This window comes from Micromonospora sp. CMU55-4 (assembly GCF_011602315.1).
GTDB classification, from domain to species: domain Bacteria; phylum Actinomycetota; class Actinomycetes; order Mycobacteriales; family Micromonosporaceae; genus Micromonospora; species Micromonospora chalcea.
Window position 1 is genome coordinate 22,775 of record NZ_JAAOLH010000017.1, and the last position, 21,452, is coordinate 44,226.

Below are 21,452 nucleotides of genomic sequence, written 5' to 3' on the forward strand. Positions count from 1 at the left end.
GTCAGGGGACGATGACCGCCCGCCCGTGCACGTCGCCCCGGCGCAGCGCCTCGTACGCCTGCGGCGCCTCCGCGAGCGGGAACGTCTGCACGTCGGCGTGCAGCCGGCCGTCGTGGGCCAGCGCGATCACCTCGTGCAGTTCGGCCCGGGTGCCCCAGAACGGCACCGCCACAGCGGCCTCGAACGGCACGGGCGGCGGTTCGTCGGCGACCGGCCGGACCGGCAGCGTGCCGCCGGCCAGGCCGACCAGCAGCAGCTGACCGCCGGTGGCGACGACCTGCCGGGCGGTGTCCAGGGTCGCCTTCGCGCCGACGAAGTCGAGCACCACGTCCGCGCCGTCCGGGGCCGGCCCGACCAGCTCACGGATCTTCTCCACCGCGTCCGGGCCGGCCTGCACCACGTGGTGCGCGCCGAGCCGGCCGGCCAGGTCCAGCGCCGCGGCGCTGGTGTCGACCGCGACGATCCGTACCGCTGTGGTGGCGAGCAGGATCTGCAACCCCATGTGCCCCAGCCCGCCGATGCCGATCACCACACAGGTGGTGCCGGGCCGCAGCCGGGGCCGGGCCAGCTCCACCGCGTGGTACGGCGTCAGCCCGGCGTCGGTGAGCGGCGCGGCCTGGGTCAGGTCCATGTCGCCGACCGGCAGCAGCCGGGACGCGGGAACCACGACGTACTCGGCGAGCCCGCCGTCGCGGCTGAGCCCGATGCCGCCGACCGGGGTGACGCGGCACCGGTTCTCCTCGCCCCGCAGGCAGGCACGGCACCGGCCGCAGCCGATGATCCCGTAGACCGCGGCCCGTTCTCCGGGCGACCAGCCGACCACCCCGGCGCCGACCGTGTCGACGGTGCCGGCGATCTCGTGCCCCAGGGTCATCGGGATCGGGAACACGCCGGCCGGGGCGTCGAGGATGTGCAGGTCGGAGTGGCAGGCGCCGACCGCGCCGACGCGCAGCAGCACCTCACCGGGGCCGGCGTCGGGCGTGGGCACCTCCGTGTGCTCCAGCACCCCGGGTGCGGTCATCCGTACTGCGCGCATGTCTCCTCCACCTCGTCGCCGACGGTCGTCGCGGCGGCATACCCCTGCCGTGGTGGTTGATGCGCCGGCGGGACGGGCGGGCGCACAATGCGGTCATGAGTGAGCCGGCCGAGTCGTTCACCGACGAGGAGTACGCGTTCCTGCGGCACGTCCGCTTCGGCGAACTGCCGGCCCGGGTACGCCCGGAGGACCTCACGGGGTCCGTGGAGACCGAGACCCCGCCGGACCGGCCGGACCCGGTCGGCGGGGAGTCGGAGTGGCACCTGCGCGCGGGCGGCTGACGGGGCCCGGGCCCCGTCAGCCGCACGGTCAGAAGACCGGCACGCCGTCGCGGACCAGCTTCCAGTTGGGTACGAAGAAGTCGGCCGGGTCGATGACGCCCTTGGCCTGCGCCCAGTCGATGAGCAGCTGGCGGGTCTCCTGCTGGGCGTTGTAGACCTGGGTCTTCACGATGCCCGGGAAGTTGCCGCCGCCGCTGCGCCGGTAGTTGTTCACCGCCACCACGAACCGGGCGTCCGCCGCGACCGGGGTGTCGGTGCCGGCCAGCACCAGCCGGGTGACCCGCTGGCCGACCGGCTTGGCGATGTCGATGTCGTAGTCGACGCCGGAGAACACGTCGTAGTTGTAGTCCGGCACCGCCGGGTCGCTGATCGTCTCCGGGTTCACCGGCGCGCCCGACGGCAGCGTGACGAAGTACTTCGCCGAGTACTCCAGGTACGCCTTCACCTCGGCGCCGGTCAGCACGACCGCCTCCAGCGTGTTGTCGTACACGTAGAGGCCCGCCACGTCGCGGATGCGCACGTCGCCCTGCGGGAACACCGCGGTACGGCTGAACGGCGCGGCGATGGACAGCACCGGCAGGCCCGCGTACTCGCCGCCCGCGAGCGCCTCGGTGACGACCTCGGTCTGGACGTGGTTGATGAAGTCCAGGATCGGGGTGTCCTTGTACCGCGACTCGGCGGCCGACAGCTCCACGCTGGACTGCGCGACGACGCGGTTGACGTACTCGACGGTCTTGGTGTGCTGGCCGCGCACGGCCGCGAGCACCGCCGGGTCCTCGACCACCGTGTTGGTGTTGAGCGTGGTGGCCGACTTGGCGGTGACCTTCCAGCGGCCCTTGTCCCGGGTCAGCGTGAAGTCCATCCGGGTCAGCCGCTGGCCCCACTTCGACGGCTCCGAGGTGAGGACCCGCTCGCCGGTGGTGAGGTTGGTGACGAACTTCTCCGGCACCTCGTTGTGCGCGTGGCCGAACAGGATCGCGTCGATGCCGGGGACCTGCTCGGCGATCAGCGCGGTCGGGTTCTCGTTCGGCAGCTCCGGGCCGTAGCTGGAGGTGCCGCTGTCGCCGCCGTGCGCCGAGATGACGACCAGGTCGGCGCCGCGGCGGCGCATCTCCGGCACCCACTTCGCGGCGGTGGCGACCATGTCGGCGAAGACGAGGCGGCCCTCGACGTTGCCCTTGTCCCAGATGGCCACGCCGGGGTTGGTCAGGCCGAGGATGCCCACGCGCAGCTTCGGCGCGCCGTGCCCGCCGAGCTTGACCTCCTTGATCACGTACGGGAGGAACGCCGGCTTGCCGGTCTTCGCGTTGAGCGCGTTCGCGGCCAGGGCCGGGAAGCCGAGCTGCTCGATCCAGGTGGCCAGCAGCGGCAGGCCGTAGTTGAACTCGTGGTTGCCGAGCGTCACCGCGTCGTACTTGAGGATGTTCATGGCGCGGGCCATCGGGTGCGTCTCACCGGTGCTGGTGATCGGCTCCTGCTTGGCGTAGTACGTGGCCAGCGGCGTGCCCTGGATGGTGTCGCCGGCGTCGAGGACCAGCGTCGCTCTGCCCTTGCGCTCGGCGCGGATCTGGTTGACCAGGGTGGCGAGCTTCGCGACGCCGACGTCGTTCTGCTTGCTGTCGTCGAACTCCGCGTCCTTGTAGTAGTCCCAGTTGTAGACGTTGCCGTGGGTGTCGGACGTGCCGAGGATCGTCAGGTCCCAGGTCTTCGGCTGCTTCGGCTTCGCCTCGGCGGGCGCGCCGGCCAGCAGGGGAGCGGTCGCGGCGGCGGCCGCGACGGCCAGCACCTGGCGCCGGGAGGCGCCGGAGGAGGAAGTCATGAGGTGCCTTTCCAATGGGGGGTACGCGCCTCGTGGGCGCCGTTGCGCACCATAACCACCACATGTCGCGTGCGCCACACCGGCCCGTTTTGTTTCCCCTACGGTCACGGTGCTGCTGTTTCCCCTCCGGTCACCGGGGTAGGGGCGCAGACATGAGCGAGGACCAGTTCACCCAGCAGCACCCGGCCGAGCAGTACGGACAGCGTGAGGGACAGCCGTCGCAGCAGCAGACGCCGCCCGGCAGCGAACAGCAGATGGGGCCGAAGCCCGACCACGGCGAGCAGTCGTACCGGGGCAGCGACCGGCTCACCGGCAAGCGCGCGATCATCACCGGCGGCGACTCCGGCATCGGCCGGGCCGTGGCGATCGCCTTCGCCCGCGAGTGCGCCGACGTGCTCGTCACCTACCTCGCCGACGAGGAGGAGAAGGACGCCCGGGAGACGGTCGCCCTGATCGAGCAGGCCGGGCGCACCGGCGTCGCGGTCCGGTGCGACCTGCGCGAGGAGGCCAACTGCCGTGACCTCGTCGACCAGGCGCTGCGCGACCTCGGCGGCGTCGACATCCTGGTCAACAACGCGGCGTACCAGATGTCGCAGGACAACGGCCTGCTCGACATCACCACCGAGCAGTTCGACCGGGTGTTCAAGACCAACGTGTACGCCATGTTCTGGCTCTGCAAGTTCGCCGTGCCGCACATGAAGGAAGGCTCGACGATCATCAACACGTCGTCGATCCAGGCGTTCGACCCGTCGCCGCAGCTGCTCGACTACGCCACCACCAAGGCCGCCATCGCGAACTTCACCAAGGCGCTCGCGCAGAACCTCGCCGAGCGGGGCATCCGGGTCAACGCGGTCGCGCCCGGTCCGATCTGGACGCCGCTGATCCCGGCCACCATGCCGGAGGAGAAGGTGAAGCAGTTCGGCACCGACACGCCGCTGGGCCGTCCCGGTCAGCCGGCCGAGTTGGCGCCCGCGTACGTCTACTTCGCCTCCCAGGAGTCCAGCTACGTCACCGGCGAGATCCTCGGCGTCACGGGCGGCCGCCCGACGAAGTGAGTGTCCGGTCCGGCTGCGTCTCTGGTCCCGGCTCGCCCATCCGGCCGGTCCGGCTTGTCCCGGCTCGGTCGTCTGGTCCGGCGCGACTCGGGCGTCTGTCCGTCCGGCCCGGCGCGGCGGGGGTCGTCTGGTTCCGTTGCTCAGCGGGGCCAGACGGCCATCCGGCGGCGCACCTCGGCGATGCGCGGCGCGTCCAGGCCGTAGCGGGTGAACCGGCGGTCGGCCAGCCCGTCCAGGTAGCGGCCGGCGGCGCGCACGTCCTCGTCGTCCAGCGCCGGGTCCACCTGCCGGGCCAGCTCCAGCAGTTCCGCCACGCTGTACCGGTCCAGGGCGGCGGAGACGTCGATGTAGTCGCGTACCTCCCGCCGGTTGACCAGCGCGGCGGTCTTGTTGGCGATCAGGTCCCGCACGTCCATCACCGGCCCGAAGTCCATCACCACCGGGCTGCGGTGCCGGTCCAGGCGGGCCAGGCTGAGGCGGATCTGCCGGCCGTCCCGGCTCACCACGAAGTCCCGCAGGTCCCGGTCGAAGCCGTCGAACACCTCGCCCAGCCCGCCCGGATCCGCCTCGGCCACCCGGTAGCCGGCCCGTTCCAGCGCCGCGCGTACCCCGTCGGCCGCGGCCGCGGCGGCGCCCTCCACGTCGGCGAACAGGTCGACGTCCTCGGTGGGGCGGGTGACCAGGCCGTGCGCGGCCCAGGCGACACCGCCGCCGAGCACGAACCGGTGCGGGCCGGCGGCGGCCAGCGCCACCCGGGCCACCTCCCGGTAGAAGTCGTGCGGATGGGTCACGCCGGGCGCAGGCTCCGGTGCCGGCCCTCCCAGGCCAGGCGTACGCCCCGGGGCAGGTTCAACAGCGGCCACAACCGGCGCAACGTGCCCCCGTGGATCAGCTCGCGCAGATCCTCCACCCGGGTCGTCTCGCGCAGCACGTTCTCGTACATCCAGAGCAGTTCGTCCGGGTCGGCCAGGTCGAACGCGCGCTCGCTGCTCCACATGAGGCGTACCGGCAGTTCGACGATGCCGGTGGTGGGGCCGGTCAGCTCGTCCAGGGTGCGCGCCACCACGGCGGGTCGCCCGGGCCGGGCGAGGTACGCGTGCGCGGTGGCCGACATGGCATCAGGGTAACCCCAACCCGGCCCATCACCCCCCTCCCTTCCCGCCCTTGTCGCGTCGGGCGGGCCCACCCCAGCCCGTTGATCAAGAAGTTTGTGTCTGCCTCAGGCCTCACGGGTGACCCAAACTCCTTGATCAATGACCGTTCACTCGAGGCCTGATCGATCATGAGGTTGACGGTGACAAAACGGACACGAGGTGCCGTCAACCTCATGATCGACGCTTCCGGGTCACGGGAGGGTGAGCCGGGGTGTCGGGTGGGGTGGGTGTCTGGTTTCGGGGTGGTGGGGGACACCCGGGTGGCGGAATCGGTGGCGGGGCGGGGGCGTTATACCTGGTGAACGACCGCAGCAGCATCCCCCGGCGCCCCCGGAATGATCCCGGGGCGGCGGTCGTTGGACATGTCTCCGGCCCCCGCAGTCACGGGCAGCGAGCCGGATCCCCCCGAAGACTTCTCTGAGCGCCTGACGGTGCCCACGCACTCGCCCCCGGGTGCGTCGACCCCCGAATGGAGCCCCCTCATGAACACGATCCTGCGCAAGAGCATCCTCGGTATCGCCGGTCTGACCGTCGCCGGTGGCCTCGCCGCCGGCCCCCTCAACCACGACACCAGCACCCCCACCACCCGCAACGCCGCCGCGGTCACCACCACCCAGGCCGCGAAGCTCGACAGCGCCGCGCTGATCCCGCACGGCGTGCAGGGCACCCAGTCCCACATCGACCTCGACGACGAGCAGACCGCCAACGTCAAGGCCATCATCGCCGCCACCAAGAAGGCCGGCATGGACGAACGCGCCGCCGTCGTGTCGATCGCCACCGCCCTGCAGGAGTCGAAGCTGGAGAACCTCGGCCACCTCGGCGACCGCAACGACCACGACTCGCAGGGCCTGTTCCAGCAGCGCCCCTCCAGCGGCTGGGGCACGGTCGAGCAGATCACCGACCCCGAGTACTCGACCATGGCGTTCCTGAAGGGCCTGAAGCAGGTCGACGGCTGGCGCGACATGCCCCTGACCGTCGCCGCCCAGACCGTCCAGGTCTCCGCCTACCCCGACCACTACGCCCAGTGGGAGCAGCAGGCCGCCGACCTGGTCGCCGAGCACTGGAACAGCTGACCCGGCGGTGACCGGGGTCACGAGGAACGAGCGGAAGAACCGTGACCCCGGTACCGTTGTGCAGAGCGTCGGTGTGTCCAGTGTCCCCGGGCCTCACCTAAATTGCCTTCGCGGAATACCGTTCGGCTGGAGCCGCGTCGCGCCACTCGCCGAGAGGCGACATGCACACCGACGCCCAGAGCCGCCCCGGCCATTCGGCCGGGGCGGCTCTGTCTGTGGGCTCGACTCGCACGCCTCCGGCGGCTGGCCTAGGGTGAGAAGGAAGAGGTGAGAGCCGTTCTCGACGCGGAGGGGGTGCCCGGGTGGGTCTGAAGACCTTCATCCAGGGGTGGCCGGTCTACCGGCAACTCACCGGCACCGATCCGCTCGGTCGCGGCGCCGCCGCCCAGTCGGCGCGCTCCGCCGCGCTGACCGCCCGCACCGAGACCGCCGACGGCATGGCCCGCTCGGTCTGCCCGTACTGCGCGGTCGGCTGCGGGCAGCGCGTCTTCCACTCCGACGGCAAGGTCACCCAGATCGAGGGCGACCCGGACAGCCCGATCTCGCGCGGCCGGCTCTGCCCGAAGGGCTCGGCCAGCAAGAGCCTGGTGACCAGCCCGCTGCGCCAGACGAAGGTCCGCTACCGCCGGCCGTACGCGACCGAGTGGGAAGACCTGGACCTCGACGTCGCGCTCGACATGATCGCCGACCGGATCCTCGCCGCCCGCGCGGAGACCTGGGAGGACGTCGACGACGAGGGTCGTCCGCTGAACCGGACGCTCGGCATCTCCAGCCTCGGCGGCGCGACGCTGGACAACGAGGAGAACTACCTCATCAAGAAGCTGTTCACCGCGATGGGGGCACTCCAGATCGAGAACCAGGCCCGTATTTGACACTCCGCCACCGTCCCCGGTCTGGGGACCAGCTTCGGTCGCGGCGGCGCCACGGACTTCCAGCAGGATCTCGCCAACGCTGACGTCATCATCATCCAGGGCTCGAACATGGCCGAGGCCCACCCGGTGGGTTTCCAGTGGGTGATGGAGGCGAAGAAGCGCGGCGCGAAGGTCTTCCACGTCGACCCGCGGTTCACGCGCACCAGCGCGCTCGCCGACACGTACCTGCCGATCCGGGCGGGCACGGACATCGCGCTGCTCGGCGGCGTGGTGCGCTACATCCTGGACAACGAGCTGGACTTCCGGGAGTACGTGCTGGCGTACACCAACGCGGCCAACATCGTCAGCGAGCGGTTCGCCGACACCGAGGACCTGGACGGCCTGTTCTCCGGCTACAACCCGGACACCGGCTCCTACGACCACGCCAGCTGGCAGTACGAGGGCCAGGAGGACAACGCCAAGATCCGGGGTACGGGCAAGGAGCGTGACTCGGCTTCCGGGCTGGAGCACGAGTCGCACGGCGAGCCGGTGCCGGCGCAGGCCCCGCGGGACGAGACGTTGCAGCATCCGCGCTGCGTCTACCAGATCCTGAAGCGGCACTTCTCCCGCTACACGCCGGAGATGGTGGCCCGGGTGTGCGGCATCCCGGAGGAGAAATTCCTCGAACTGGCGCGTGCCTGGACGGAGAACTCGGGGCGGGAGCGCACCGGCGCGCTCGTCTACTCGGTCGGCTGGACGCAGCACAGCGTGGGCGTGCAGTACATCCGCACCGGCTCGATCATTCAGACGCTGCTGGGCAACATGGGCCGTCCGGGCGGTGGCATCCTGGCGCTGCGCGGTCACGCCAGCATCCAGGGCTCCACCGACATCCCGACGCTGTTCAACCTGCTGCCCGGCTACCTGCCGATGCCGCACCACGCCGACCACCCGACGTTCGACAGGTGGGTGGACAGCATCCGGCACCCGGGGCAGAAGGGCTTCTGGGGCAACTCGCGGGCGTTCGCGGCGAGCCTGCTCAAGGCGTACTGGGGTGACGCGGCGACGCCGGAGAACGACTTCTGCTACGGCTACATGCCCCGGATGACCGGCGACCACGGCACGTACCAGCAGGTCCTGAACATGATCGACGGCAAGGTGAAGGGCTATTTCCTGCTCGGCCAGAACCCGGCGGTCGGCTCGGCGCACGGCCGTGCCCAGCGCCTCGGCATGGCCAACCTCGACTGGCTCGTGGTCCGCGACCTGTTCATGATCGAGAGCGCCACGTTCTGGAAGAACGGCCCGGAGGTCGCCACCGGTGAGATCGTGCCGGAGGAGTGCCGTACCGAGGTGTTCTTCCTGCCGGCGGCCTCGCACGTGGAGAAGGAGGGCACGTTCACCCAGACGCAGCGGCTGCTGCAGTGGCGGGAGAAGGCCGTCGACCCGCCGGGCGACGCCCGCTCCGAGCTGTGGTTCTTCTACCACCTCGGCCGCGTGCTGCGGGAGAAGCTGGCCGGCTCCACCGAGCGCCGCGACCGGGCGCTGCTGGACCTGGCCTGGGACTACCCCACGCACGGTCCGCACGCGGAGCCGAGCGCCGAGGCGGTGCTCAAGGAGATCAACGGGTACGAGGTGGCGACCGGCCGCCCGCTGAACGCGTTCGGCGAGGCCCGCGACGACGGCTCGACGGCGATCGGCTGCTGGATCTACTCCGGCGTCTACGCCGACGGGGTGAACCAGGCGGCCCGCCGCCGGTCCCGCCACGAGCAGGACTGGGTGGCCGCCGAGTGGGGCTGGGCGTGGCCGGCGAACCGCCGCACGCTCTACAACCGCGCCTCCGCCGACCCCGAGGGCCGGCCGTGGAGCGAGCGCAAGAAGTACGTCTGGTGGGACCCGGATGCCGGCGAGTGGACCGGCTACGACGTGCCGGACTTCGAGAAGACGAAGCCGCCGTCGTACCGGCCGCCGGAGGGCGCCTCCGGGCCGGCCGCGCTCGCCGGTGACGACCCGTTCGTCATGCAGGGCGACGGCAAGGCGTGGCTGTACGCGCCGAGCGGCGTCCTGGACGGCCCGCTGCCGACGCACTACGAGCCGGCCGAGTCGCCGATGCGCAACCCGCTCTACGGTCAGCAGGCCAACCCGACCCGCAAGATCTACGAGCACCCGATCAACCGGATGAACCCGAGTCCGCCGGAGCCGCACAGCCAGGTCTTCCCGTACGTGTTCACGGTCAGCCGCCTCACCGAGCACCACACGGCCGGTGGGATGAGCCGTACCGTGCCGCGCCTGGCCGAGCTGCAGCCGGAGATGTTCGTCGAGGTGTCCCCGGAACTGGCCGGCGAGGTCGGGCTGGCGCACCTGGGCTGGGCGCACCTGATCAGCGGCCGCGCGGTGATCGAGGCGCGGGTGCTGGTCACCGACCGGCTCACTCCGCTGCGGGTGGACGGGCGGATCATCCACCAGGTGTGGCTGCCGTACCACTTCGGCACCGAGGGCCTGGTCACCGGCGACTCGGCGAACGACCTATTCGGCATCACGCTGGACCCGAACGTGCTCATCCAGGAGAGCAAGGTCGGCACCTGCGACATCCGGCCCGGCCGTCGTCCCACCGGTCCGCCGCTGCTGGACCTGGTCGGCGACTACCAACGGCGGGCCGGGATGACGCCGGACCGGAAGATCCCGCTGGTGACCACCGACGCGGCCGGCGGGGACGACGCCGCCGGCAGCACCGACGAGCAGTCGCCCGCCGCGCACCAGGACGGGGAGCCGGATGCCTGACGCCAACAGCCTGTACGGTCCGCTGGACCCGGCCCCCGACGCGGGTTGGGTCGAAGCGCCGCCCCGGATGGGCTTCTTCACCGACACCAGCGTCTGCATCGGCTGCAAGGCGTGCGAGGTGGCCTGCAAGGAGTGGAACGGCGTCCCGGACTCCGGGTTCGACCTGCTCGGCATGTCGTACGACAACACCGGCGCGCTGACCGCGAACTCGTGGCGGCACGTCGCGTTCATCGAGCAGCCCCGCCCGGCCGGGCACCGCACGCCGCCGTTCGCCGGTGACCCGACCGGCCCGGCGACCAGCCCCGCGTCCGCGGCGGTCGGCGCGGGCACGGCCCCCGACACCGGCACGAATCCCGGTCTGCCGCCGGGGCGGCCGGAGGCGGCGGCGCGGATGGCGGCCGGTCCGGAGTTCCTCGGCATGCCCGGCGCGCAGCCGCCCGGGCGGGACAGCGGCGCGGAGACCCGCACCGACTTCCGCTGGCTGATGATGTCCGACGTGTGCAAGCACTGCACGCACGCGGCCTGCCTGGACGTGTGCCCGACCGGTTCGTTGTTCCGCACCGAGTTCGGCACGGTGGTGGTGCAGGAGGACATCTGCAACGGCTGCGGCTACTGCATCTCCGCCTGCCCGTACGGCGTGATCGACCAGCGCAAGGGCGACGGCCGGGCGTGGAAGTGCACGCTGTGCTACGACCGGGTCGGCGCGGGCATGACGCCCGCCTGCGCGCAGGCGTGCCCGACCGAGTCGATCCAGTACGGCCCGCTCGACGAGCTGCGGGAACGGGCCGCCACGCGGGTCGCCGCGCTGCACGAGCGGGGCGTGCCGGAGGCGCGGCTGTACGGCCACGACCCGACCGACGGCGTGGGCGGCGACGGCGCGTTCTTCCTGCTGCTCGACGAGCCGGAGGTGTACGGGCTGCCGCCGGACCCGGTGGTCACCACCCGGGACCTGCCGAAGATGTGGAAGCGGGCCGGGTTCGCCGCGCTGGCCATGGCGGCGGCTGCCGTCGCCGCGTTCGTCGGAGGATCGTCGTGAGCCCGGACCGCCCGGTCGGTGACCTGTTCCGCCGCTTCCGCGAGCGCCTGTCCACGGAACCGGAGGACCGCGGCGCCGCCGAGCGGGAGAACGGCAGCCGGGCCACCGCGGCCGGTCCCGGCGTGGGACGCACCGACGCGGGTTCCCGCGACGCGCGGCTGGCCCCGCACCCGCCCCGCGACGCGGCCCCGCGCCGGCGCGGCAAGGGTGGTGGTGAGCAGCTCAACGTCCCGCCGGCCGAGTTCACCTCCTACTACGGCCGGCCCGTCCTCAAGCCGCCGGTGTGGCGGTGGGACATCGCCGCGTACCTGTTCACCGGCGGTCTCGCCGCCGGCTCGTCGCTGCTGGCCGCGGGCGGGCAGCTCACCGGCCGCCCGGCGCTGCGCCGCGCCGGCCGGGTCACCGCCCTGGCGGCGGTGGGCGCGAGCACGTACTTCCTGGTCAACGACCTGGGCCGGCCGTCCCGGTTCCACCACATGCTGCGGGTGGCGAAGGTGACCTCGCCGATGTCGGTGGGCACCTGGATCCTCAGCGTGTTCGGCCCGGCCGCCGGGCTCGCCGCGATCGCCGAGGCGGCGCCGCTGCTGCCCGAGCGCGGCGTGCTGGGGCTCGGCCGCCGGCTGCTGCCCCCGGCCGGGCACACCGCCGGTGTGGTCGCCGCCGTCACCGCGCCCGCGCTGGCCACGTACACCGGGGTGCTGCTGGCGGACACGGCGGTGCCGTCGTGGCACGAGGCGTACCCGGAACTGCCGGCCATCTTCGCGGGCAGCGCGCTGGCCAGCGGCGCCGGTGTCGGGCTGGTGGCCGCGCCCTGCGCCCAGGCCGGTCCGGCGCGGCGCCTCGCGGTCGCGGGCGCGGCGATGGAGCTGTGGGGTTCGCACCGGGTGGAGAACCGGCTCGGGCTGCTCAGCGAGCCCTACACGCAGGGCACACCCGGCAAGCTGCTGCGCGCGGGCCGCGCGCTGACCGCCGCCGGTGTGGTCGGCGCGCTGGTCGGTCGCCGCAGCCGGGTGCTGTCCGCGCTGTCCGGCGGCGCGCTGATCGCCGCGTCGGTGTGCACCCGGTTCGGGATCTTCCACGGCGGCGTCGCCTCCGCGCGCGATCCGCGGTACACGGTGGTGCCGCAGCGCGAACGCGCCGACCGGCGGGCCGCCGACCAGGTCTGACACCTCCCCGGGCGGCCTCCCGTCCGCTGTGGTTGACTGCTGCGTGGAGGCGTTCAGGCGGCTGGTGCCCCTCCCGGTCTTCAAAACCGGTGTGGTCCGGGACCCGGGCCAGGCGGGTTCGATTCCCGTCCGTCTCCGCCAAACCGTTCCCGGGAGTGCGCGATGCGTGAGGTCGACCCGCGACGGCGGGTGCCGCGCACCGACGCGCTGCTCGCCGATCCCGCGCTGGCCGCCGCCGCCGTGACGCTGGGCCGCGACCGGGTCAAGGCCGCGATCGTCAGCGCGCAGGACCGCGCCCGCCGCGGCGAGCTGACCCCCGAGCAGGTACGCGACGCGGTGCTCGCCGACCTGCCCGGCCGTACGCCACGCGCCGTGCTCAACGCCACCGGCGTCGTGCTGCACACCAACCTGGGCCGTGCCCCGCTCGCCCCGTCCGCCGTGGACGCGCTCGTGGCCGCCGCCGGGCACACCGACGTGGAGCTGGACCTGCGTACCGGACGGCGGGCGCGGCGCGGCCGGGAGGCGCTGGACGCGCTCGCCGCCGCCGTGCCCGACGCCGGGGCGGTGCACGTGGTGAACAACGGCGCCGCCGCGCTGGCGCTGGCCGCGACCGCGCTCGCCGCCGGCCGGGAGATCGTGGTCAGCCGCGGTGAGCTGGTCGAGATCGGCGACGGGTTCCGCCTGCCCGACCTGCTGGCCAGCACCGGCGCGCGGCTGCGCGAGGTGGGCACCACCAACCGCACCACGCGCGCCGACTACGAAGCCGCGATCGGCGAGCACACCGGGTTCGTGCTGAAGGTGCACCCGTCGAACTTCGTGGTCACCGGCTTCACCTCGGCGGTGCCGGTCGCCGAGCTGGCCACGCTCGGCGTACCGGTGGTGGTCGACATCGGGTCGGGCCTGCTCGCGCCCGACCCGCTGCTGCCCGACGAGCCGGACGCCGCCACCACGCTGCGCGCGGGCGCGCACATGGTCACCGCCAGCGGCGACAAGCTGCTCGGCGGTCCGCAGGCCGGTCTGCTGCTCGGCGACGCCGACCTGGTGCACCGGCTGCGCCGGCACCCGCTCGCGCGGGCGCTGCGCGTCGACAAGCTCACCCTCGCCGCGCTCGCCGCCACCCTGTACGCCCCGACCACGCCCACCCGCGACGCGCTGCACGCCGACCCGGTCCGGCTGCGGGAGCGGGTGGAGCGGCTGCGTGACCGGCTCGGTGAGGACGGCTGCAAGGCCGAGGTGGTGCCCAGCGCGGCAGTCGTCGGCGGCGGCGGGGCGCCCGGCGTGGAGCTGGACTCGTGGGCGCTGAGCCTGCCCGAGCGGTACGCCGAGCCGCTGCGCGCCGGCGACCCGGCGGTCCTCGGACGGGTGCTGCAGGGCCGGCTCCTGCTGGACCTGCGCGCCGTGCCGGAGGGCGCCGACGACCGGGTCCGCGTGGCCGTGCTGAGCGTGGAGGACTGACCGGCATGTGGGTGGTGGCCACCGCCGGGCACGTCGACCACGGCAAGTCGACGCTGGTGCGGGCGCTGACCGGGATGGAACCGGACCGGTGGGCGGAGGAACGCCGCCGGGGCATGACCATCGACCTCGGCTTCGCCTGGACCACGCTGCCCTCCGGCGGCACCGTCGCCTTCGTCGACGTACCCGGACACGAGCGGTTCGTGCCGAACATGCTCGCCGGTGTCGGCCCGGTCCCGGCCGCGCTGATCGTGGTGGCCGCGGACGAGGGCTGGATGCCGCAGTCCGCCGAGCACCTGGCCGCGCTGGACGCGCTGGGTGTGTCGTACGGGCTGCTCGCGGTGACCCGCGCGGACCTCGCCGACCCAGGGCCGGCGACGGCGCGGGCCCGCACGGAGATCGCCGCGACGTCGCTGGGCGAGGTGGAGGCGGTGCCGGTCTCCGCGGTCACCGGCGCCGGCCTGCCCGAGCTGCGCGCCGCCCTGGACCGCCTGACCGCCCGGCTGCCCGACCCGGCCGCTGACGCGCCGGTGCGGCTCTGGGTGGACCGGGCGTTCACGGTACGCGGCAGCGGCACCGTGGTCACCGGCACGCTCGGCGGCGGCCGGCTGCGCGTCGGCGACGAACTGGAGCTGGCCGGCACCGGCGAGGCGGTGCGGGTACGCGGACTGCACTCCCTCGGCGCCGCGCACACCGCCGTCGAGGCGGTGGCCCGGGTCGCGGTGAACCTGCGCGGCCTGCCCCGGGACCGCGTCGGGCGTGGCGACGCGCTGCTCACACCCGGCCGGTTCGGGCGTACCGACCTGCTCGACGTGCGCCTGTCCGGCGACCCGGCCGCCGACCTGCCGGCCACGCTCATGCTGCACGCCGGCTCGGCGGCGGTGCCCGCCCGGGTCCGGCCGCTGGGCCCGGACACGGTCCGGCTGCGCCTGGCCCGGCCGCTGCCGCTGCTGATCGGGGACCGGGCGCTGCTGCGCGACCCCGGCCGGCACCACGTCTGCGGTGGCGTCACGGTGCTGGACGTGGACCCGCCGCCGCTGCGCCGCCGGGGCGCGGCAGCGGCCCGCGCGGCCGTGCTCGCCGGGCTGGACGGGCGCCCGGACCTGGCCGGGGAGCTGCGCCGGCGGCTGCTGATCCGGGCCGGGGACCTGACCCGGATGGGCGTGCCGCCGACCGCGACGCCGGTGGCCGGGCAGTGGCTGGCCGACCCGGAGCACTGGCGGGACCTGGGCCGCCGCCTCACCGAGGAGGTGACCCGGTACACCGCCGAGCATCCGCTGGCCGCGGGCGTGCCGGTCGACGTGCTGCGGCACCGGCTCGACGTGCCCGACCGCGCGCTGGTGACGGCGCTGCTGCGCCCGCCGCTGCGGCTGCGCGACGGCCTGGTCACCGCCGCCGGGCAGCACACGCTGCCCGATCCGGTGGCGCGGGCGGTGGACCGGGTCCGGGCCGAGTACGGCGACCGACCGTTCCAGGCGCCCGAGGCGCACCACCTGGCCGACCTCGGGCTCGGCCCCCGCGAGATCGGCGCCGCCGTCCGGGCCGGCGCGCTGCTGAAGCTGGCCGAGAACGTGGTGCTGCTCCCCGGCGCCCCGGACGACGCGGTGCGCGTCCTGGCCGGGCTGCCGCAGCCGTTCACGCTCAGCGCCGCCCGGCAGGCGCTCGGCACCACCCGCCGGGTGGCGGTGCCGCTGCTGGAGCTGCTGGACCGGCGCGGCGCCACCCGGCGGCTGCCCGACGACGCCCGCGAGGTGCTCCGCCCGCCGGGCTGACGCAACAGGCGTCGCCCGCCCGCTCCGGTCACCTACCGTGACGCCATGGACCCTTCCGCGGTCTGGCGGGACAAGAACCACAAGTGGCGGATCGAGGCGTACCGCGCACCGGATCTGAGGTTCGCCATCTACGCCACGAACGGCCCCACCGAGTCGGCGCCGCTGTGGCTGTTCGGGATGGCCGCGCTGGCCCGCTGGCTGATGACCCACGCGATCTCCCTGGACGACCTGGAGACGGACTGACACCCGGACGGGGGACGGCCGCCCGATCCCCGCCCCGGGCGGCGCCGCCGGTCGTACGGTGCGGGCGTGAAGGACAGGGGACTGCGTACGTTCATCACCGTGCTGGCCGGACTGGCCGTGATCTACTTCGGCTTCTCGGGAAGCCGCGACAGCGGCGGGGAGGGCGGCGTCTCCGGCGGCGTGGTGCTGCTCGCGCTGCTCGCCTCGCTGCTGGCCTGGAACCTGACCAAGCCCGGGCCGGCCAAGTAGCGCTCTCAGCGCGCCGTGGCGGCGCTGCGGCTCACCTCGCCGGCCGACTCCTCGCCCAGCGCCACCCGCACCAGCGCCGACGCCAGCCGCCCGAAGTCGGCCTCGCCGACCAGCCCGACCAGGTCGCCGGGGCTCGCCGGCAGGCCCAGCCGCTTCGCCCCGGCCAGCGTGCGCCGGTCGGCGTACGGGCGCACGTCCGGCCACACCGACTGCGCCTCGCGCAGGAAGATGTCCGCCCCGGTGGGGCCGATGCCGGGGAACTCGGTGAGAAACCGGCGCAGCGCGGCCCGGTCGGCGCCGGCTTCCTGGTGCAGCCGGCGCAGGTCGCCGTGCCAGCGGTCCAGGCAGAGCCGGGCGCCGGTGCCGAGCATGGTCGCGGTCCGCTCGTCGTAGCGCCGGTAGTGGCCCCGGCCCAGCGCGTCGACCCGGTCCTGCCAGCTCGCCGCCTCCATCGTCTGCGGGGTGCGGTAACCGGCGGCGAACAGCTCCCGGGCGGCGGCCACCGCCACCGACGCCCGGATCCGGGTGCTCAGCAGCGTGGTGAGCACCAGCAACTGGTAGAGCGGGCCGGGCCGGTCGGCGAGGGTGATCCCCGCCTCCTCCGCGTACGTGCGGGACTGCCGGTCCAGCAGGGCGCGCGCGACGTTGCGATCGTCTGGCATCCATCCGGCTTACCCGTCCCGGCCCCGGCCAGACCCCCGCGCCGATCCGGAATGCGCCGGGCGGCGACGGGTACGCCTGTCTGGTGCGCGGCCGACGGCCGTGCGCCCCACCGGGAAGGAGAGAGCCGTGGTCAAGCCGCAGCAGGAGGAACTGCGCCGGAACGATCTCGGCGCCACCAGCCAGGACAGCCGCAAGACGGCCACCCAGGCGGGCGGCCGTTCGCGGAGCCGGGGCACGTCGAACGCCGACGCGGGACGGCCCGTTCCGAAGGGTCAGGTGTCGCCGTACGGCCCGGCCGGTGAGCCGGTTGCCGACGACGAGAGCTAACCGCGAGCCGACGCCGGCCGCAGCCGCCGCCAGGTGGCTGCGGCCGACAGCCCGTACGCCAGGTGCGGGATCAGGTCGGAGACCCAGTCGGCGCGCCGCCAGGTACGCGGGTCAGTCACGCCCAGCACCGTCATCGAGCCGTCCGAGGTGGCCATCACCCCACCGCCGAGCAGCACCGTGGCCAGCGGCAACGGGATCCGCCGGTGTCCGGCGAGCAGACCGAACGCGGCCCCCGCGGCGATGCCTGTGGCGTACCCGAGCAGTGGCCCCAGACCGGAACGGCGGTTCGCCGCCTCGTCGCCGGGGCCCAGGTCGACGTGCGTGACGTCGGCCAGCCGTCCGGCCACCGACTCCGGGGTGCTGCTCGCCGGCCGCGCCCGCAGCGCCATGTCGAGGTAGGAGACCGCGTTGAGCACGGCGCTGCCGACGGCGCCCGCGATGGCGCCGTCGACGGCGGATGCCGCTCTCACTTCGGGTCACCCGGTTCCCGGTTGCCCTTGGGGCCGTAGGTCCGTTCGCCCCGGACCACGCCGCGTTGCCCACGGTCGTCCTGCAGGATCCGGTTGGCGACCTGGTTGGCCTCCTTGTCGGTGGCGCGCCCGGACTGCTCGACGAGGTCGCGCAGCCGTGCCCGTTGCTTGTCGTACGCGTTGCTGCCCGGACGGGGTCCTGCCATCACTGCCTCCTCGGGTCGCCGTCGGCTGACGAACCCGTCTACCCGCCCGGGCCGGGGCCAACCGTGCGCTCAGGCCGGGGCGCGGACGACAGCGACCGGGCACGCGGCGCGGTGCAGGATCCCCTGGCTCACCGAGCCGAGCAGCAAGCCGCTGAGCTCACCGCGGCCTTGCCGGCCCACCACGACCAGTTGGGCGTCCCGGGACGCCTCGGTCAGCGCTGTGACCGGGCGGGCCCGCACCGCCTCCCGGTTGATCGGCACGTCCGGCCAGCGCTCGGCGACGCCGGCGACCGACTCGGCCAGGACCCGCTCCTGCTCGTCGGCCTGCGCCGACCGGCCGCCCGGGTGGGCGTGCAGCACACGCAGCGGGGCGCCGCGGTGGGACGCCGTTTCGGCGGCGAACTCGACGGCGGCGCGGGACAGCGCGGAGCCGTCCACCCCGGCCACCACCGGGCCGGTGTCGCGGGCGGCGCCCCGGGCCACCAGCATCGGGCAGTCGGCGTACGCGGTGACCTGCAGCGCGACCGAGCCGATCACCAGCGAGGCGAACCCGCCGAGACCTCGGTCGCCGAGCACGATCAGCGCGGCCGTGGGGGACTCGCCGATCAGCACGGCGGCCGCCTCCCCGTCGATGATCTCGCCGGTGATGCGCAGCCCGCGCTCCTGCGCCTGGGCCGCGTTGACCGCGTCGGCGACCAGTTGCTCGGCCTGGTGACGCAGGCCGGCGTGCGGCGGCGCCCCGGCCGGAGCGGCCACCGGTACGCCCAGCAGCGGCCAGATGAATCCGTGGACCACCCGCAGCGGCCGGTTGCGGCGGGCGGCCTCCCGGGCGGCCAGGAGCACGGCCCGGGTCGCCGGCTCGGAGCCGTCCACCCCGACCACCACGGCCGCACCGTCAGCGGAGTTCACCAGGTACCTCCTCGTGGCCGGCGCTCCCGCGGCCAGTATCGCGGCCGGCGGGACCGGCCCGGGGCGATACCGCGCCGGTCGCCCGGTCGGTACGCTGGCGGACAGCGCCCAGGGAGGGAGGCCCGTCGATGGATCAGCCGGACGGACCGAGCACCGCCCGCATGATCGACTACTGGCTCGGCGGCCGGCACCACCGTCCGGTCGACGTCGCCGCGGCCGCCGCGTTCGAGGCGGCGTACGGGCCCTGCGCGGCGATCTTCCGCTCGCTGCGCGGTTTCCTGGGCCGGACCGTGCGCGCCATGGCCGGCGACGGCGTGGACGGCTTCCTGGTCTTCGGTGCGGGCGTGCCCACCTGCGGAAACGTGCACGAGGTCGCACCGGAGGCGACGGTCCTCTACACCGACGTCGACCCGGAGACGGTCCGGCTCGGCCAGCGCCTGCTCGCCGGCAGTGACCGCGCCGGTTACGGCTACGGCGACGCCACCGACATCGGCACCGTCGACCGGGCGCAGCTGCACCGTTTCGTGCCGGGGTGGGGGAGACGGCCGGTCGGAGTGGTGTTCCTCGGGCTGGCCGCGTTCCTGGACGACGACACGCTCGCCCGTACCCTGGACGAGTTGTACCGGGCGGTCGCGCCGGGCAGCCGGCTGGCGATCGACTTCGACAGCGAGGAGCTGACCGGGCACCCGCAGGCGCTGGCCATGATGGGCCCGGCGTTCCGGATGCGCGCGCCCGAGCGGTTCGCGCCGCTGCTGGGCCGCTGGCGTCCCACCGACGAGGGCGTCGTGCCGGTGGCCCGGTGGCGGCCCGAGGGTGAGCCGGAGCCGGTGCCGGACGCGTTCTACGGCGCGTTGGCGCTGCGGCCGGCGGACTGAGCCGCGCCGGTCGAGGCGGGCCGTTCGGCGGTCGGGGGTCCTTCGTATGATGTTTGCTCTGTAGCAATAGTCGTCATCGGAGGATGAGCATGCCGGAGGCGTCCGGATCGGTGTCACGTGCCCTGCGCACGGCGCCACCCGACCAGCTGGTGGAGACCGCGGACGCGGTGCTGCGCCAGACGCTCGGGGCCGCGCGGGCGGAGGTGTTCGTCGCCGACTACCGCGCCAGCGGCCTCTGGCCGGTGCTCGACCCGGACGTGCCCGACGGTGGCCCGTTGCCGGCACACACCGTGGCGCAACGCTGCTTCAGCAGCCAGGAGCCGGTCCTGGACATCATCGACGACGGCCGCTGCCGGGCCTACCTGCCGCTGTCGGTGTGGGGGGAGCGGCTCGGCGTCCTGATGGTCGAGCTGCCCGGTGACCCGGACGCGGCCACAGTGGAGGCGGCGCGGGACGCCGCCGGCGAGCTGGCCGTGGCCATCCGCGCGGCCGACCGGGAGACCGACAGGTACCGCCGCGCCCGGCGGCGGGAACGGCTGAGCATGGCTGCGGAGATGCAGTGGGACCTGTTGCCGGGGCGCAGCGTGCGCCACGGCGACGCGTTGCTGGCCGGGCAGCTCGAACCGGCGTACACGGTGGGCGGTGACCACTTCGACTGGTCGGTGGACTGTGAGCGGCTCACCCTCACCGTGCTCAACGGCACCGGCAGCGGGCTGGCCGCGTCGCTGCTCACGGCGATGACGGTGAACGCCATGCGCAACGCCCGGCGTTCCGGCGGCAGCCTGGTCGAGCAGGCGGAGCTGGCCTCGGACACCATCTACTACCAGCACCGGGGCGGCCGGCACGTGGCCACGCTGCTGCTGGAGCTGGACAGCCGCCGGGGCGTGGTGCGGGCGGTGGACGCCGGTTCCCCGCAACTGCTGCGGCTGCGGGGGAGGCGGGTCACCCCGATCGCGTTGGAGCAGCAACTGCCGTTGGGCATGTTCGCCGAGACCCGGTACGACGTGCAGGAGTTCACTCTGGAGCCGGGCGATCGTCTCTTCGTGGTCAGCGACGGGGTGTACGCGGCGGAGCCCGACGGGCAGGAGCCGTACGGCGTCCGGGCCATGGCGCGCGCGATGCGGGCTACTCGGCTGCAGCCGGCGACCGAGGCAGTTGGTACGGTGATGCGCGAACTGCATGCGTACCACGCCGACGCGGATCTCCGTGACGACGCGGTCGTCGTCTGCCTGGACTGGCGCGGTTCCGGCCGGTCCGACGACGTCACGGGGCAGTGATCGGGGCGGCGGAGCGAACACGAGCGGGACGATCGCAGGGGACAGCGGGTGGAGCGACCTCCGAATCTTGCCGCGGCCATCGAGTCGGCTGCCGAGGCGCTCATCGGTGTGCTCGACTCCGCGACCTCACGGCACACCGTCAGCGTCTCGCCGACGCAGCTGCGGGTGCTGTCGCTGATCGTGTCCCATCCGGACACCAACGTGAACCGGCTGGCCGAGCTGCTGGACGTGGTCCCGTCGTCGGCGAGCCGGCTCTGTGACCGCCTGGAGGCCGTCGGCCTGCTGCGCCGGGTGGCCGACCCGCGTGACAGGCGAGAGGTGCGGCTGATCCCGACCGCGGCGGCGGACACGTTGCTGCGCGACCTGCAGCAGCGCCGGCACCGTGCGGTCCAGGCGGTGCTCGACCGGATGCCCAACCGTGCGCAGCACGAGCTGCTGCTGGCGCTCGTGGCGTTCAGTCAGGCCGCCGCGGCGGTCGCGCCGCAGGCGGGCTCCGACTCCACCGCCCGGACCGCCTGAGTCCCACCCCGGCGCTGATCCTGACCAACGGCCGTGATGGTCAGCTAGTGTCCTAGGATGCCATAGCGGTTGTGACGGTCCCCACCCTCACAACACTGAGCAACGGCGCAGCGCGGCCAGCGGCCGGAGCGGGGGAGCCCGATATAGTGGCAGCGCAACTGAGCGGCCGGTGATCACCGGCCGCGTCGGGGGAGGTCCCAGCCCGGGATCACAGAGGGCGCCGGCGTCTGACCGGCCGGCAACG

General features: G+C 73.8%; 22 protein-coding genes and 1 tRNA gene. 15 read left to right on the plus strand and 8 right to left on the minus strand.

Features of this window, described 5'->3' with window-relative positions:
- Position 1: 1 nt before the first annotated feature.
- Complete coding sequence (locus tag HA073_RS25005; protein ID WP_166457413.1) at positions 2 to 1,036, minus strand: NAD(P)-dependent alcohol dehydrogenase; 1,035 nt, start codon at positions 1,034 to 1,036, stop codon at positions 2 to 4.
- Between the two features lie 95 nt (positions 1,037 to 1,131).
- On the opposite strand from HA073_RS25005, the gene HA073_RS25010 reads away from it, so the two are divergent.
- Entirely contained in the window at positions 1,132 to 1,317 is a 186-nt protein-coding gene (locus HA073_RS25010; protein ID WP_223201055.1) for a hypothetical protein, read from the plus strand.
- 28 nt (positions 1,318 to 1,345) lie between these two features.
- Here the strand turns inward: HA073_RS25010 and HA073_RS25015 are convergent, their stop codons facing one another.
- A complete protein-coding gene (locus tag HA073_RS25015) occupies positions 1,346 to 3,136 on the minus strand; it encodes a bifunctional UDP-sugar hydrolase/5'-nucleotidase (protein WP_166457414.1) in 1,791 nt (596 codons plus the stop codon).
- A 152-nt stretch (positions 3,137 to 3,288) separates the two neighbouring features.
- Between HA073_RS25015 and HA073_RS25020 the strand changes: the two genes are divergently transcribed.
- Entirely contained in the window at positions 3,289 to 4,191 is a 903-nt protein-coding gene (locus HA073_RS25020) for an SDR family oxidoreductase (RefSeq protein ID WP_166457415.1), read from the plus strand.
- A gap of 140 nt (positions 4,192 to 4,331) precedes the next feature.
- On the opposite strand, the gene HA073_RS25025 is transcribed toward HA073_RS25020, so the two are convergent.
- The gene (locus HA073_RS25025) at positions 4,332 to 4,982 is read right to left on the minus strand and encodes a nucleotidyl transferase AbiEii/AbiGii toxin family protein (RefSeq protein WP_166457416.1); all 651 of its coding nucleotides are present in this window, start codon (positions 4,980 to 4,982) and stop codon (positions 4,332 to 4,334) included.
- The gene (locus HA073_RS25030; RefSeq protein WP_043323958.1) at positions 4,979 to 5,305 is read right to left on the minus strand and encodes a hypothetical protein; all 327 of its coding nucleotides are present in this window, start codon (positions 5,303 to 5,305) and stop codon (positions 4,979 to 4,981) included. The genes HA073_RS25025 and HA073_RS25030 overlap by 4 nt, the downstream gene beginning before the upstream one ends.
- A 522-nt stretch (positions 5,306 to 5,827) precedes the next feature.
- Here HA073_RS25030 and HA073_RS25035 point away from each other — a divergent pair.
- From HA073_RS25035 to HA073_RS25080, 9 genes are all read left to right on the plus strand, one after another.
- The gene (locus tag HA073_RS25035) at positions 5,828 to 6,418 is read left to right on the plus strand and encodes a hypothetical protein (RefSeq protein ID WP_166457417.1); all 591 of its coding nucleotides are present in this window, start codon (positions 5,828 to 5,830) and stop codon (positions 6,416 to 6,418) included.
- Between the two features lie 302 nt (positions 6,419 to 6,720).
- Positions 6,721 to 10,044 carry a formate dehydrogenase gene (gene fdh, locus HA073_RS25045; protein ID WP_274478477.1) on the plus strand — a complete coding sequence of 1,108 codons (3,324 nt, stop codon included), beginning with the start codon at positions 6,721 to 6,723 and terminating at the stop codon, positions 10,042 to 10,044.
- Entirely contained in the window at positions 10,037 to 11,080 is a 1,044-nt protein-coding gene (locus HA073_RS25050) for a 4Fe-4S dicluster domain-containing protein (protein ID WP_166457419.1), read from the plus strand. The genes fdh and HA073_RS25050 overlap by 8 nt, the downstream gene beginning before the upstream one ends.
- Entirely contained in the window at positions 11,077 to 12,246 is a 1,170-nt protein-coding gene (gene nrfD, locus HA073_RS25055; RefSeq protein ID WP_166457420.1) for an NrfD/PsrC family molybdoenzyme membrane anchor subunit, read from the plus strand. The genes HA073_RS25050 and nrfD overlap by 4 nt, the downstream gene beginning before the upstream one ends.
- A gap of 45 nt (positions 12,247 to 12,291) precedes the next feature.
- Positions 12,292 to 12,387: transfer RNA gene (locus HA073_RS25060), tRNA-Sec, on the plus strand.
- A gap of 21 nt (positions 12,388 to 12,408) precedes the next feature.
- Positions 12,409 to 13,701, plus strand: a complete 1,293-nt coding sequence (selA, locus tag HA073_RS25065; RefSeq protein WP_166457421.1) for an L-seryl-tRNA(Sec) selenium transferase — start codon at positions 12,409 to 12,411, stop codon at positions 13,699 to 13,701.
- A 5-nt stretch (positions 13,702 to 13,706) separates the two neighbouring features.
- Entirely contained in the window at positions 13,707 to 15,470 is a 1,764-nt protein-coding gene (selB, locus tag HA073_RS25070; RefSeq protein ID WP_166457422.1) for a selenocysteine-specific translation elongation factor, read from the plus strand.
- 45 nt (positions 15,471 to 15,515) lie between these two features.
- Positions 15,516 to 15,713 (plus strand): hypothetical protein, encoded by a 198-nt coding sequence (locus HA073_RS25075; RefSeq protein WP_030503909.1) that lies wholly within the window; start codon positions 15,516 to 15,518, stop codon positions 15,711 to 15,713.
- Between the two features lie 66 nt (positions 15,714 to 15,779).
- Entirely contained in the window at positions 15,780 to 15,962 is a 183-nt protein-coding gene (locus tag HA073_RS25080) for a hypothetical protein (RefSeq protein ID WP_064445937.1), read from the plus strand.
- A gap of 5 nt (positions 15,963 to 15,967) precedes the next feature.
- On the opposite strand, the gene HA073_RS25085 is transcribed toward HA073_RS25080, so the two are convergent.
- Positions 15,968 to 16,624, minus strand: a complete 657-nt coding sequence (locus HA073_RS25085) for a hypothetical protein (protein ID WP_043323971.1) — start codon at positions 16,622 to 16,624, stop codon at positions 15,968 to 15,970.
- A 127-nt stretch (positions 16,625 to 16,751) separates the two neighbouring features.
- On the opposite strand from HA073_RS25085, the gene HA073_RS25090 reads away from it, so the two are divergent.
- Positions 16,752 to 16,952, plus strand: a complete 201-nt coding sequence (locus tag HA073_RS25090; RefSeq protein ID WP_043323973.1) for a hypothetical protein — start codon at positions 16,752 to 16,754, stop codon at positions 16,950 to 16,952.
- Here HA073_RS25090 and HA073_RS25095 read toward each other — a convergent pair.
- The 3 genes from HA073_RS25095 to HA073_RS25105 all read right to left on the minus strand — a co-directional run bounded on the left by HA073_RS25095 (position 16,949) and on the right by HA073_RS25105 (position 18,537).
- Complete coding sequence (locus tag HA073_RS25095; RefSeq protein ID WP_113974167.1) at positions 16,949 to 17,422, minus strand: hypothetical protein; 474 nt, start codon at positions 17,420 to 17,422, stop codon at positions 16,949 to 16,951. The genes HA073_RS25090 and HA073_RS25095 overlap by 4 nt on opposite strands.
- Positions 17,419 to 17,628, minus strand: a complete 210-nt coding sequence (locus tag HA073_RS25100; RefSeq protein WP_030503913.1) for a hypothetical protein — start codon at positions 17,626 to 17,628, stop codon at positions 17,419 to 17,421. Before HA073_RS25100 ends, HA073_RS25095 begins: the two co-directional genes overlap by 4 nt.
- Before the next feature lie 69 nt (positions 17,629 to 17,697).
- On the minus strand, positions 17,698 to 18,537 hold the full coding sequence (locus HA073_RS25105) for a universal stress protein (RefSeq protein WP_166457423.1): 840 nt from the start codon (positions 18,535 to 18,537) through the stop codon (positions 17,698 to 17,700).
- Positions 18,538 to 18,665: 128 nt separating this feature from the next.
- Between HA073_RS25105 and HA073_RS25110 the strand changes: the two genes are divergently transcribed.
- From HA073_RS25110 to HA073_RS25120, 3 genes are all read left to right on the plus strand, one after another.
- Positions 18,666 to 19,412 (plus strand): SAM-dependent methyltransferase, encoded by a 747-nt coding sequence (locus tag HA073_RS25110; RefSeq protein ID WP_166457424.1) that lies wholly within the window; start codon positions 18,666 to 18,668, stop codon positions 19,410 to 19,412.
- An 89-nt stretch (positions 19,413 to 19,501) separates the two neighbouring features.
- A complete protein-coding gene (locus HA073_RS25115) occupies positions 19,502 to 20,689 on the plus strand; it encodes a PP2C family protein-serine/threonine phosphatase (protein ID WP_043323981.1) in 1,188 nt (395 codons plus the stop codon).
- 48 nt (positions 20,690 to 20,737) lie between these two features.
- Entirely contained in the window at positions 20,738 to 21,208 is a 471-nt protein-coding gene (locus HA073_RS25120; protein ID WP_043323983.1) for a MarR family transcriptional regulator, read from the plus strand.
- Positions 21,209 to 21,452 lie beyond the last annotated feature (244 nt).

Excerpts from the sequence above, each read along its gene's own strand:
- HA073_RS25005 (WP_166457413.1), bottom strand. The coding sequence starts at position 1,036 with ATGCGCGCAGTACGGATGACCGCACCCGGGGTGCTGGAGCACACGGAG.
- HA073_RS25010 (WP_223201055.1), top strand. The coding sequence starts at position 1,132 with ATGAGTGAGCCGGCCGAGTCGTTCACCGACGAGGAGTACGCGTTCCTG.
- HA073_RS25015 (WP_166457414.1), bottom strand. The coding sequence starts at position 3,136 with ATGACTTCCTCCTCCGGCGCCTCCCGGCGCCAGGTGCTGGCCGTCGCG.
- HA073_RS25020 (WP_166457415.1), top strand. The coding sequence starts at position 3,289 with ATGAGCGAGGACCAGTTCACCCAGCAGCACCCGGCCGAGCAGTACGGA.
- HA073_RS25030 (WP_043323958.1), bottom strand. The coding sequence starts at position 5,305 with ATGTCGGCCACCGCGCACGCGTACCTCGCCCGGCCCGGGCGACCCGCC.
- HA073_RS25035 (WP_166457417.1), top strand. The coding sequence starts at position 5,828 with ATGAACACGATCCTGCGCAAGAGCATCCTCGGTATCGCCGGTCTGACC.
- HA073_RS25050 (WP_166457419.1), top strand. The coding sequence starts at position 10,037 with ATGCCTGACGCCAACAGCCTGTACGGTCCGCTGGACCCGGCCCCCGAC.
- selA (WP_166457421.1), top strand. The coding sequence starts at position 12,409 with ATGCGTGAGGTCGACCCGCGACGGCGGGTGCCGCGCACCGACGCGCTG.
- selB (WP_166457422.1), top strand. The coding sequence starts at position 13,707 with ATGTGGGTGGTGGCCACCGCCGGGCACGTCGACCACGGCAAGTCGACG.
- HA073_RS25075 (WP_030503909.1), top strand. The coding sequence starts at position 15,516 with ATGGACCCTTCCGCGGTCTGGCGGGACAAGAACCACAAGTGGCGGATC.
- HA073_RS25085 (WP_043323971.1), bottom strand. The coding sequence starts at position 16,624 with ATGCCAGACGATCGCAACGTCGCGCGCGCCCTGCTGGACCGGCAGTCC.
- HA073_RS25100 (WP_030503913.1), bottom strand. The coding sequence starts at position 17,628 with ATGGCAGGACCCCGTCCGGGCAGCAACGCGTACGACAAGCAACGGGCA.
- HA073_RS25110 (WP_166457424.1), top strand. The coding sequence starts at position 18,666 with ATGGATCAGCCGGACGGACCGAGCACCGCCCGCATGATCGACTACTGG.
- HA073_RS25115 (WP_043323981.1), top strand. The coding sequence starts at position 19,502 with ATGCCGGAGGCGTCCGGATCGGTGTCACGTGCCCTGCGCACGGCGCCA.